The sequence below is a fragment of the bacterium genome, assembly GCA_029210545.1.
Classification (GTDB): Bacteria; BMS3Abin14; BMS3Abin14; order BMS3Abin14; family BMS3Abin14; genus JARGFV01.
Genome location: JARGFV010000092.1, coordinates 1 through 10,252, shown reverse-complemented (window position 1 = coordinate 10,252; position 10,252 = coordinate 1). Strand labels below are relative to the sequence as shown.

Here is a 10,252-nt window from a genome sequence, read left to right as displayed (position 1 = left end):
CCTGGGAACTGGAAAACAGCGGCGATTCGGGCCGCTATGAGAAAGTTGACGCCGACACTGTTCAGTACGAGCTGGAGCTGCCTGCCCACGGCAGGAAGAGGTTCACCTACGATGTCGTCTATCACCAGGGGTCGAGGGGGAACAAGTAGTATAACCGTCTGACACGGGGACACGGGGAAGGGGAGACACGGGGTTTGATCTTTTTTCTCCGTGTCGCCGCGTCACCGAGTCTCCGCGTCCAGGATGAATTTCACTGCCCCCTGCTCCCGTTCACCCTGAACCGGTCCATCCTCTCCGGGAGCGGCGTGCCGGGCCGGGTTGTGGGATCGGATCGCCCGCCCGATGTAAACCCTTTTTCAACCAGGCTCTCTTTGTTATAATTTGAGGGACTTTCCGTGGATGCCATCCACGGATTCCAGACCACAGGTTCCGAAAGGATGTTTCCGGGAGAGGGCGACATCCAGGGAGGGGAGCACCATGACAGACCGCAGGATCGGAATCAATCTGACCCGCCATATCCACGAGAAACAGATGGAGCATCCAGATGCTACCGGGGAGCTGTCCGGAATCCTGAACCAGATAGCCTTTGCCGCCAAGATCGTTTCCCGGGAGGTTAACAAGGCAGGACTGGTGGAGATCCTCGGGCTCACCGGCGACAAAAACGTGCAGGGTGAAGAAGTCCAGAAACTCGACGAGTTCGCCAACGAGGTGTTTCTCAACATCCTGGGCAAATCCGGGCATTTCTGCATCATGGCAACCGAGGAAGAGGCCGAGGTGATCCCCGTTCCCGAGGGGTACAAGCGGGGCAACTACTCCATCGCCCTCGATCCCCTTGACGGTTCCTCCAACATCGACGTCAACATCAATATAGGGACTATCTTTTCCATTCACCGGCGGTTAACCGACGGGGAGGGGGGCTGCGAGCAGGACCTCATGCAGCCTGGCCGCAGGATCGCGGCAGCAGGTTACGTTGTCTACGGAAGCAGCACAATGCTGGTGGAAAGTACCGGCAACGGGGTTTCCGGCTTCACGCTGGATCCCTCCGTAGGGGAATTTCTCGAGTCCCACCCCGATATCCGGATCCCCCAAAAGGGCAAGACCTACTCCATCAACGAGGGGAATTACCCCTACTGGACCACCGGGGTGCGCAAGTACATCGATTTCCTCAAGGAGAAGGACAAGGAAAGCGGGCGTCCTTACAGCGCGCGCTACATCGGTTCCATGGTTGCCGACATGCACCGTACCTTGCTCAAGGGCGGCATCTTCATGTACCCGGCCGACACCAAGGACCCCAAAAAACCCAACGGGAAATTGAGGCTCCTGTACGAGTGCGCTCCCTTCGCCTTCCTCGTGGAACACGCTGGAGGCGCCGCCAGCACCGGATGGATCCCGATCCTTGACGTTGAGCCCGACAACCTGCACCAGAGAGTCCCCTTCTTCGCCGGCTCGCTCTACGATGTTAAGCAGGTGGAGGGGTACATTCAGAAATATGATGATGGAGTTTGATTGTCCCTTCATATTTCTCCATCGACATATTCCTGAATAGCGCGAAGCACGAAGAGCGAAGAGTTTAGAGACAGGAACTAAGAGCCAAGAAGGTCACAGCCCTCCTGACGGAGGGCTTTGTTCGTGGTTCAGCTGATAGCTGTGAGCTGAAAGATACCAGCTGATAACCGCAAGAATCGGGTCGATTACCCCTCTCCGGGATGTTACCTTCATGCCCATGGAGACCCTTGACACTCGATGGGAGATGAGCATGGTGCCCTCCGATTACGAAAAGATGGAAAAGGCCATCAGGTTCCTGGAGGACAACTCCGGGGACCAGCCGGCCCTCGACGAGACGGCCCGGCACGTGAACCTGAGCCCTTTCCATTTTCAGAAGGTGTTCAAAAAGTGGGTTGGGGTGAGCCCCAAGCGCTACCTGCAGTTCCTGACCGTGGAAAACGCAAAGATACTCCTGAACCGGTCCGCTTCGGTCATGGACACAGCTTTCGATGTGGGCCTTAGCGGACCGGGGCGGCTCCACGACCTGTTCGTCGCGGTGGAGGCGATCACCCCTGGCCAGTACAAGGCCGGGGGCGCGGGGGTTGACATCCAATACGGTTTTCACGAGACGCCTTTCGGCCTGGCGCTGCTGGCCATGACCCGGAGCGGCGTCACCGACCTGCGGTTCGTCGGCGAAAATGGCGGGAAAAAGGCCCTTGAGGACCTGCGGAAAAGGTGGCCCGCCGCTTCCATCGCCGAAGGGAAGGGCGCCACAGGGGAAACGGTCGTGAGGATATTCGCCGGCGGATGGACGAGAGGCAGTGGGATCGGCCTTTTCCTGCGGGGCACCAACTTCCAGATCAAGGTGTGGCAGGCGCTTCTCCGGATTCCCGATGGCGCCGTGGTCTCCTATGCTGCAGTGGCCAGGGCCGCAGGCAGACCTGATGCCGTGAGGGCGGCGGCCTCGGCGGTCGGGAAAAACCCCGTCGCCTGGCTCATCCCGTGCCACCGGGTCCTGAGAAGCTCCGGAGAACTGGGCGGCTACGGCGGGGGCCTGACGCGAAAAAAGATCATGCTGGCACGTGAAATTGCCGCGGCAGACGTGAAATAGAAATGCAGCGGCAATTTCCCGTATCGGAGAGGAAACCCCAGAAAATCACCCGTATTGGAGTTTCGGTAAGGTGGCCTTGCCCACGGTCCAACCCTTCACCGTCGTTTTTGTTCGGACTGCTCTGGGAGGTCTTGTGCTTTACGCCGTGGTCCGTCTACGGGGCAGCCGCATGCCTCCGCCGGGGCCGACCTGGGGGTAGTTCCTGATCATGGGGCTTCTCAACGGGGCGATCCCATATTCCCTTATCAACTGGGGTGAGATCCACATCGAGGCGGGCCAGATGTTCGGGGGAGCGCTGCTCATCGCACCTCTCATGGTCGCCATCGCCTCGGTCATCCACATAACTTTCGCGCTTCTGGGGGAAGCTGCTTTTTCGAAGTTCATGCGAGCAGAGTTCGCTTCTTTCCAGATATTCGGGGGCATCGTCTTTCTCATTGTCGGGGTCTTCGCGGTGGAGATGATCATGCAGGGAACGACTGTGTGGGTAGGGCGGATCCTGGCGGCTGTGGGGTGAACCGGGGGGAGGGTTTTAGGTTGAAACAGGTTTGAAGTAGTCGAGAAGGGGCATTGTTCCACCTCCTGGAACTCTCCGGTATGGGAGTATGGGGGTGTCGGGGTAAGATCTAGATACTCCGTTGCACCGCCCGTCACGCCAAAGGCGTGATCACTCCGATACGAGGAATTGTTTGCGATTCCTCGTCCAGTTCCCCTATTGTGGTTCGGCAAGCTCACCGCTGAGCTGGAACTTCCTCATGAACCTGCGGTCGATGAAATCCTTGAGTTTGAACGCGAGTTTTCCTTGCCACACCCAGCGGCCCTTCCTGTAAATGGCGGTGCCGTCACCCATGTTGAGGAGGAGGAGGAAGGAGGGGCTGCCCGGGTTGAATCGCACCATGGGCTGATCGTCGAGGGCTGCGGCGATGTTGTGCAGCAGAACGGGGTTTTGCCGCACTGCGTAAACCCCCACCCGGGCCAGGTTCTCCCCCCTGATGGTGACGCAGTCGCCGCCGCCGAAGATCTCCGGGTACCCGACACTCTGGAGGTAATGGTTGACCAGAAGGCCGCCGTCCTCGGCTGTGGGTACCAGGGAACCCGTGAACAGGGGAGAGGGTATGATACCCGCGGCAATGAAGATCACGTCTGCCTCGAGGGTCGACCCGTCCTCGAAGGAAACGCCACCCGCCCCGGCAGAAACAGCTCTGACCCCTTCGAGAACACCTATACCTCTCCGATTAAGAGAGCTGCGGGCCGCGTCGCCCAGGCGGGGCGGAAAGCTGCCCAGGAGTTTCCCGCCTGTGACCAGGGTGACCCTTGCCGGCACTCCGTTGTCCCTGGCCAATCGCCAGATGCCGCCGGCCATTTCGACACCTGCCGGCCCGCCGCCGACGATCACCGTACAAAGGGGGGTTTCCGGGGTGCACGCTGCCCCCGATTCCAGGATCGCCCTTCGTCCTGCCAGGATCCTTTCAATGGGCTTGACGGTGAAGAGGTTCCCGCTGCCGAGTTGAAGGGACGACATGGGGATGACGCTTCCGACATTAAAGGAAATGACGTCGTAGGGGATGCAGCCGCCTGAGGACAGCGTGACTGTTCGTGATTCGGGGTCGATACCGGTGACATGGTCGCGGATGAAATGTCCGCCCCGTCCCGTAGTGAGCCTTTCAACGTTGAAACGGATCTCCTGAGGCCGGTAGGTCCCGGCCAGGGCTCCGGGGGACATGCCCGAGTAGTAGTGGTGGGAAGAGGGGCCGATGACGGTCACATGGTGGCCTCTCTTTACGAGACTGCGGATGGCCGAGATAGTCGTCAGGTGGGCGTGACCGGCGCCTGCAAGGACAAGGCGTTTACCCATGGGCCTGCCTCCGTCGGGGTTGGTCCCGGGAAAGAAACACCTGCGTGCTTAAGGGAAATGTTAGCAGGAGTGGGAATCCGAGTACAAGGTGAAAAACAGGGTGAAAAACTGTGCAGCGTTCCGCGCAATACGAAATCAAATTGAGCAATGAAATTCCCATGATCGTGTGAGGCAGTTCACCCGCATCCCGTTCGAACCCCATAAACGTTGATAGAGTCGCAAAAAAGTCAGTGCGTGACTTGTTTTGCTCCACGGAAAGTGAAAAGCGTGGTTTTCCCTTTCCTCACGGATCGCTGACATGATTTCCGGTCATCGATCCGGGCGCCCCGCACGGGGCGCGTTGATGACTTTTTGCGAAGCCATCAACGTTGGGTTAAAGGGGGAGGTATCGGGTATACTTCATGGCACAGGTCTTGCCTTCCCGGGGTGGAAGCAGTTAACATCCCCATCGGGAAGGCGGTGGAAAAGGTGAACGCTCCTGAGATGAACGGAAAAAGATCCCTCGGCATATGCCTGGGCGCCAGCACCCTGAGTGTCGTCGAAAGGGTCAACGGTTCCCTGAAGGCAATCCGGCTTCCCCACGGCGGCAGCGTGGGAGAAGCGGTACAAAGGGTCGTCGGTGAAGCGGTTCCGGTCCTGGTGGGCATTACGGGGCGCAAGTTCAGGGACCTCATCACCGCCAGGACCATATCGGAGCCGGAGGCCGTGGAATTCGCCTACAGGCATGTCCGGGACCGCTACCCGGAAGCGGACGGCATCCTTTCGGCAGGCAGCGAGTCGATCATTCTTTACTCCCTGGATAAAAATGGGCGGATCAGGTCGGTCCATACCGGGAACAAATGCGCCTCCGGGACAGGGGAGTTTTTCCTCCAGCAGCTCAAGCGAATGGACCTGGACCTGGCCGAGGCCATCGAACTTGCCGACTTTTCGCAGCCCTACGAGATCGCCCACAGATGCTCGGTTTTCAGCAAGAGCGATTGTACTCACGCGCTGAACAAGGGTGTGGGGAAGGGGCGGGTCGTCGCCGGGCTGTGCCGTATGGTCGCTGTCAAGATGACGGAACTGCTTCGTTCGGCGAAGGTCAGGAGGCCCCTGATCGTCGGCGGGGTCAGTCAGAACCCCGTTGTCGTCGATTATCTCAGGCAGGAGTATCCGATGGCGGCGGTCCCCGAGGATGCTCCCTGGTTCGAGGCCATGGGTGCCCTGATGTGGGCTCAAAATGACGGCCATCTCATCGAAAAGGATAACGGTCTCGTCAAGCCCACCGGCAACCTTTTCACCTCCTTTCCCGAATTGAAATCCGGCTTGTCCAGGGTCGTTTTCAAAACAGCTGCCGGGGGGAAGTTCTGCGAAGGCGCGTACGTTATCGGCCTGGATGTGGGCAGCACCACGACCAAGGCAGTCCTGGTGCGCGCGGAGGACAGGACCGTCGTTGCCAGTAAATACCTGAGGACCCTGGGCGACCCTGTCGGAGCCAGCCGGAGATGCTACCAGGCTCTGGGTGACCATGTTCCTGAAGGTGTCGAACCCGATATCGTCGGGTTGGGGGTCACGGGAAGCGGCAGGCGGCTGGCGGCGTTACACGGCCTCACCGCAAACGTGATCAACGAGATCATGGCCCACGCGGTCGCTGCCGTTCATTATGATCCAGAGGTCGATACCATCTTCGAGATCGGAGGGCAGGACGCCAAATATACTTCCATCACCAACATGGTGCCCACCGACTACGCCATGAACGAAGCGTGCTCCGCCGGTACCGGCTCGTTCCTGGAGGAAGCGTGCCTGGAGTCCTTCGGGATATCCACGTGCGAGATCGCCGACCTCGCCATGGGTTCCGATTCCCCTCCCAACTTCAACGATCAGTGCGCGGCCTTTATCGGGAGCGACATCAAGACGGCCATCCAGCAGGGGACAACACGAGACGACAGCGTGGCCGGACTGGTTTATTCGGTGTGCCGTAACTACCTGACCCGGGTCAAGGGCAGCAGGCCTGTCGGCCAGAAGATCTTCATGCAGGGCGGCGTCTGCTACAACCGTGCGGTTCCCCTGGCCATGTCGATCCTGTGTGAGAGGGAGATCGTCGTGCCTCCCGATCCAGGTCTCATGGGCGCCTTCGGGGCCGCTCTGGTCGTACTGGACCGCGTTGAGAAAGGTGATGCCGCCAGGGACCGGTTCGACCTGAGTGAGCTTGCTTTGCGGGAGATCGGTACAGGCAAGCCGTTCGTTTGCGGCGGAGGCCGGGAGAAGTGTGACCGCAAATGCAAGATCCAGCGTTACGTGGTGAACGGCCGGACCTACCCTTTTGGAGGAGCGTGCGACAGGTATTACAACCTGAGGGAAAAGGGCGGCTCCGGGAGGCAGGGGAAAGACCTGGTTCGCCTGAGAGAGGAACTGGTTTTCGACAAGTTCGCGCCCGACAATCCGGCCGACGGTGAAAGAACCGTGGGGATCCTGACCTCTCTTTATACCGCAACGGCCTACCCCCTTTACGCCCACTTTTTTACCAGCCTCGGATTGCGGGTGGTCAACAGTGACAGGATCGAGACATCCGGGGTGGAGGAGGCAGGGGCGCCGTTCTGCCTGCCGGTTCTCCAGTCCCACGGGCTCCTGAAAAACCTTTTGTCAAAAGGCGCCGACACGATCTTCGTTCCCCACGTCATGAGCACCATGCCCCACGGACAAAAGGAGGTGAACAGCACCTGCCCCCTGGTCCAGGGAGAACCTTACTATCTCAAGGCGGCCTTTTACGAGGAACTTGCCCCCAGGCTTGTGACAGGGGTCCTGGAGTTCGACAAGCCTGCCAGGCTCAGGAAAGCGTTCATAACCGTCGGCGAAGGGATGGGCTTTTCCAGGCGAAGGTCCGGCGAGGCATTCGACAGGGCATGGCTGGCCTTCCAGTCTCTCGTTGACGAGTTCAGGGAACAGGGACAAAGGGCCCTGGAGGATCTCGAACCAGGGGAAACGGCCATTGTCCTGCTCGGTCGCGCCTACAACGCCTTTACACGCCTGGGAAACATGGGCGTTCCCCAGAAGTTCGCTGCCAGAGGCCATGCGGTAATTCCCTGCGATTTTCTGCCCCTGGCCGAGACGGGGGGAGATGCCCTGGATCAGATGTACTGGGCATCCGGTGAAGGGATCCTGAGGGCCGCCAACATCATCAGGGACAACCCGAACCTGTTCGGCGTCTACGTGACCAACTTCAGCTGCGGCCCGGATTCTTTTATCATCGAGCAGTTCAGGAATATCATGGGTCAAAAACCTTTCCTGACCCTTCAGTTCGATTCCCACACCGCCGACGCCGGTGTCGACACTCGCATCGACGCCTTCCTGGACGTGGTCAAAGGGTACCTTTCCATTGGGTGCCCCCGGAACGAACTTGCTGACTTCACCGCCGCGAAGATCGACCTGAACGGGCCCGAAGCGAAGGTCATCACCAGTGACGGCAGGCACCTGGCCCTCACCGACCCGGCAGTACACATGGTGGTCCCTTCCATGGGGGAAACGGTGTCCGCATTTTTCGCCGCCGGCATGAACTATTTCGGTATCAGGACGACCGCTCTCCCGGCCCCCGGCCCCGGTGAACTGGCCATGGGCAGGGACGTCACGTCGTGCAAGGAGTGCCTGCCCTACACCCTCACCACCGGCTCGCTGCTCCGGTATCTGAAGGATCGCGGATCAGAAGACGAGGTCATGGTATTTTTCATGCCGGAAACGAGCGGTCCGTGCCGGTTCGGCCAGTTCAGTGTCGCGATGAAACAGTTCATCAAAAGGGAGGCTATCAGGAATGTCGCCCTCCTCTCCCTGACCAGCGAGAACGGATACGCGGGGATGCCTCCCGATTTCACCTCCCGGGCTGTTCTCGGCCTCATCATGGCCGACGGTCTCGATGACATTTATTCGGCCATCCTGGCCCTGGCTGAAGACACCCGGGGCGCCCTGAAGGTTTACAGGAACTGCATTAAGCGGATCACCCGGAGCCTTGCGAGCGCCAGCCATGCCGAGGTGCTGTCGGTGCTGCTGGAGGAGATGATGAAACTCTCGCGCTTTGGGCGGAAAACACCCATGGATGAAGCCACGAAAGTGACCCTTACAGGTGAGGTGTACGTCCGGAAAGACGGTCTTTCCTGTCAGAGCCTGGTCGAGAGGTTCGCCGCGAAAGGTGTGATCACCAGGACCACCCCGATTTACGAATGGTTCCTGTACACCCTTTACCTCATCATCGGGAGCTGCAATCCCGTGCCGTCGACATCAAGGGAACGGGTGGAAGCGTTCCTGAAGGACCGGTATGTCAAGAGCCTGGAGAAAAAGATCCACGGAACGCTTCGATATTCCGGCTATTTCGACGGGCGCGGCGTGGATGTCGGATATCTCCTGTCCCGGGCAAGGACGCTCATCAACCCCAGGCTCACCGGTGAAGCGATCCTCACGGTCAGCGGAGCCCTCAGGGAGGTCGGTGACGAGACCCACGGTGTGATCAGTATCGGGCCTTTCGGCTGCATGCCAAGCCGCATAGCCGAATCGATACTGACACATCGCCGTTATGAGGAAAAATACCGTTTCTCGGAAAGGGACGGTCCGTTCTGGTACCAGAACCGGGAGGAGATTCCCCTTCCGTTCCTGGCTCTGGAAACCGACGGCAGCCCGTTCCCGCAGCTCACCGAGGCCCGGTTGGAGAGTTTCCTCATGTCCGCGGAAGAGTTGAAACTTGAACTGTCCGAACGCCGTGCGGGAAGTTCCGGACAGGGCTGATTCAGCAAGGGAACTTCAACTCCACCACCGCGCCGCCGTCAGCCTGGAGCTTACAGTGGAAGGGGAATCATGTATATTTAACATGAACCCGGTTGTTCCACACGGTAAGGAAGATCGGGAACACGCTTGAAGGAGGGACTCCGTGCAGCAGCTCATCGCCTGGATCGACAGCCTGGATTGGGGTGTGGTCATCGTTATCTGCCTCACCCTGGGCCTCGCCCCTTTTTCGCCGCCTCACATCGTGGAAAAGCTCCAGATGCTGATGAAGGGCAAACTCGTCAAGCCCATCGACTGGTTCGACCTCGTCATGCACTCAGCGCCGTGGGTGGTGCTGGTGGTAAAAGTAGTACTTAGAGCTAAGAGCTGAGAGCTGAGAACTATAAACTATAAACTAAGAACCAGGTTCCAGTATCCTGGCTCCAGGCTCTTTCTTATGGAGGTGTTTCGTGAAAGCGAAAACGTGGGCTGTCGTCATCCTCCTGTTCCTGTGCGCTGTCCTCCTTGTCCAGAACATGGAGGTCGTATCTCTCAAGGTCTTCTTCTGGCAGATCAGCATGTCGAGGATCATCGCCTTCCCCCTGCTGATCCTGCTCGGTGTGATCATCGGGTTTTTCCTGGGTAAGTACGCCGGGATAGGGGCGAGGGGAAGGTAACGAGGGTAACATCGGTGATCGGTGACTTGTAAGACCTCGAATTATCCCTGGAAATGTTTCCTCGACCTGAACCCCTGGATTCCGGGTCATCGCCGCATTCCCCCGTCCTCTGAAGCCTCTTGACCGTCGAAGTCACGCCCTTGGCGTGACGAATTCGGTTTGCGAAGAAGGATGGTTCCTGATTCCTGAAGTTCCCGCCAATCTTCCAGGAACCTCCCTCCCCTTGTGCGCCATGTCGCCTTTAAGTCAAAGGTCCTGGAGCTCCGGTCTGCGGCTTCCCTGACTAAAATGCTATACAATAGCCAGCCTCTGGGGAATCATATAACTAGCCCGCATTATTCATGATGCAAATGAGATGTCAGCTAACTGTGTGGCAATTAAAGATGATGACTTCGCAAAAAG

General features: G+C 58.8%; 8 protein-coding genes. 6 read left to right on the top strand and 2 right to left on the bottom strand.

Annotated elements, in window-relative coordinates:
* Positions 1 to 250 precede the first annotated feature (250 nt).
* Positions 251 to 406, bottom strand: coding sequence for a hypothetical protein (locus tag P1S46_09625; GenBank protein ID MDF1536740.1), 156 nt, complete (start codon positions 404 to 406; stop codon positions 251 to 253).
* A gap of 71 nt (positions 407 to 477) precedes the next feature.
* On the opposite strand from P1S46_09625, the gene fbp reads away from it, so the two are divergent.
* The 3 genes from fbp (at position 478) to P1S46_09610 (ending at position 3,110) form a co-directional block, all read left to right on the top strand.
* Positions 478 to 1,506, top strand: a complete 1,029-nt coding sequence (gene fbp / locus P1S46_09620) for a class 1 fructose-bisphosphatase (GenBank protein ID MDF1536739.1) — start codon at positions 478 to 480, stop codon at positions 1,504 to 1,506.
* A 211-nt stretch (positions 1,507 to 1,717) separates the two neighbouring features.
* The gene (locus P1S46_09615) at positions 1,718 to 2,596 is read left to right on the top strand and encodes a methylated-DNA--[protein]-cysteine S-methyltransferase (protein ID MDF1536738.1); all 879 of its coding nucleotides are present in this window, start codon (positions 1,718 to 1,720) and stop codon (positions 2,594 to 2,596) included.
* A 208-nt stretch (positions 2,597 to 2,804) separates the two neighbouring features.
* Positions 2,805 to 3,110, top strand: a complete 306-nt coding sequence (locus tag P1S46_09610; GenBank protein ID MDF1536737.1) for a hypothetical protein — start codon at positions 2,805 to 2,807, stop codon at positions 3,108 to 3,110.
* A 195-nt stretch (positions 3,111 to 3,305) separates the two neighbouring features.
* Here P1S46_09610 and P1S46_09605 read toward each other — a convergent pair whose 3' ends face one another.
* Complete coding sequence (locus P1S46_09605) at positions 3,306 to 4,448, bottom strand: FAD-dependent oxidoreductase (GenBank protein ID MDF1536736.1); 1,143 nt, start codon at positions 4,446 to 4,448, stop codon at positions 3,306 to 3,308.
* A 426-nt stretch (positions 4,449 to 4,874) separates the two neighbouring features.
* Between P1S46_09605 and P1S46_09600 the strand changes: the two genes are divergently transcribed.
* The 3 genes from P1S46_09600 (at position 4,875) to P1S46_09590 (ending at position 9,850) form a co-directional block, all read left to right on the top strand.
* Positions 4,875 to 9,197: an acyl-CoA dehydratase activase gene (locus P1S46_09600; protein MDF1536735.1), complete on the top strand. Its 4,323-nt coding sequence runs from the start codon at positions 4,875 to 4,877 to the stop codon at positions 9,195 to 9,197.
* A gap of 142 nt (positions 9,198 to 9,339) precedes the next feature.
* Positions 9,340 to 9,564 carry an RND transporter gene (locus P1S46_09595; GenBank protein MDF1536734.1) on the top strand — a complete coding sequence of 75 codons (225 nt, stop codon included), beginning with the start codon at positions 9,340 to 9,342 and terminating at the stop codon, positions 9,562 to 9,564.
* 79 nt (positions 9,565 to 9,643) lie between these two features.
* Entirely contained in the window at positions 9,644 to 9,850 is a 207-nt protein-coding gene (locus P1S46_09590) for a hypothetical protein (protein ID MDF1536733.1), read from the top strand.
* Positions 9,851 to 10,252: the final 402 nt, after the last annotated feature.

Bases quoted from the DNA above. Each gene is read 5' to 3' on its own strand.
- P1S46_09625 (MDF1536740.1), bottom strand. From the start codon at position 406: ATGGCATCCACGGAAAGTCCCTCAAATTATAACAAAGAGAGCCTGGTT.
- fbp (MDF1536739.1), top strand. From the start codon at position 478: ATGACAGACCGCAGGATCGGAATCAATCTGACCCGCCATATCCACGAG.
- P1S46_09615 (MDF1536738.1), top strand. From the start codon at position 1,718: ATGCCCATGGAGACCCTTGACACTCGATGGGAGATGAGCATGGTGCCC.
- P1S46_09610 (MDF1536737.1), top strand. From the start codon at position 2,805: ATGGGGCTTCTCAACGGGGCGATCCCATATTCCCTTATCAACTGGGGT.
- P1S46_09605 (MDF1536736.1), bottom strand. From the start codon at position 4,448: ATGGGTAAACGCCTTGTCCTTGCAGGCGCCGGTCACGCCCACCTGACG.